2 protein-coding genes are annotated in these 1,270 nt (G+C 52.4%); both read left to right on the top strand.

The features are described 5' to 3' along the window. Positions 1–43 precede the first annotated feature (43 nt). Positions 44–883, top strand: a complete 840-nt coding sequence (locus tag H740_RS06740; protein WP_002952652.1) for a biotin synthase — start codon at positions 44–46, stop codon at positions 881–883. Continuing rightward, the gene (crcB, locus tag H740_RS06735) at positions 883–1,230 is read left to right on the top strand and encodes a fluoride efflux transporter CrcB (RefSeq protein WP_002952650.1); all 348 of its coding nucleotides are present in this window, start codon (positions 883–885) and stop codon (positions 1,228–1,230) included. The genes H740_RS06740 and crcB overlap by 1 nt, the downstream gene beginning before the upstream one ends. The last annotated feature ends 40 nt before the right edge of the window (positions 1,231–1,270 follow it).

Below are 1,270 nucleotides of genomic sequence, written 5' to 3'. Positions count from 1 at the left end.
GAAAAGTACTCGCGAGACAAGCCGCTAAAAAAGGAATAATCTAATGAAAACTATTATGTTGTGTGCTATTTGCTCGGTCAGCTCCGGCAACTGCTCCGAGGACTGCGGCTACTGCACGCAAAGCGCGAAAATAAACGCCGATATCGAAAAATACAAAATGAAAACCGCCGAGCAGGTAGTCGCCGAAGCCAAGATCGCGGCGGCAAACCACGCGCTGGGCTTTTGCCTCGTCACCAGCGGCGCAAGGCTCACGGACAAAAAGACCGAGGAGATCGCCCGCCTCGCGCGCGCCGTAAATAAAGAAGTCCCAAACCTCATGCTGATCGCTTGCAACGGCATGGCGACGCTGCCGCAGCTAAAAGAGCTCAAAAACGCGGGCGTGTTTAGCTACAACCACAACCTCGAGACCTCGCGCGAGTTTTTCCCGCAAATTTGCTCGACGCATAGCTGGGACGAGCGCTGGCAGACCAACATCGACGCCAAAGAAGCGGGGCTAATGCTTTGCACGGGCGGCATTTACGGGCTTGGCGAGAGCGAGGCCGACCGCGCGAGCTTGCAAGCTAGCCTTGCGAAGCTTGATCCGTTTTCTAGCCCGATAAATTTCTTTATCCCAAATGACGCGCTACGCGTCAAACGGCCGCCTATGGGAGCGGACGAGGCCCTACGGATCATCGATGACACCGTCCGCGCACTGCCTAACGCTCGCGTGATGATAGCAGGAGGTCGCGAGAAAATTTTAGGCGAACGCCAATACGAAATCTTTGATCATGGCGTCTCCGCCGTCGTTATCGGCGACTACCTCACGACAAAGGGCGAGGTCGCCAGCCGAGATATAACCGAGTTTAAGGCGCGCGGATTTAACTTCGCGACGCTTTGCCACTGATGCAAAATTTGCTCTTAATCGGGTGCGGCGGATTTTTGGGGTCGGTTTGTAGAGCTGTTTTAAGCGGCGCGGTCGCTAAATTTTTCCCCGATTTTCCGCTTGCTACTCTTTGCGTCAATGCTCTTGGTAGCTTTTTGATCGGCGTACTACTCTCGTTAAATTTGAGCGAAAATTTAAGGCTATTTCTAGTCGTCGGCGCGCTCGGCGGTTTTACGACGTTTTCGACGTTTAGCTATGAGACGGTGCGCCTTTTTAGCTCGGGACAAAATTTAGCCGCATTTTTAAACGCGTTTTTTAGCGTTTCTGTTTGCCTCGGGTTTTGTTATCTAGGCACCGTTATTCGCTGAAAATCTAAATTTTACCCACCGAGACCCGCACTTTTAAGAT

The sequence above is a fragment of the Campylobacter showae CC57C genome (assembly GCF_000344295.2).
GTDB lineage: Bacteria > Campylobacterota > Campylobacteria > Campylobacterales > Campylobacteraceae > Campylobacter_A > Campylobacter_A showae_B.
This window is presented reverse-complemented; position numbering and strand designations above follow the sequence as displayed.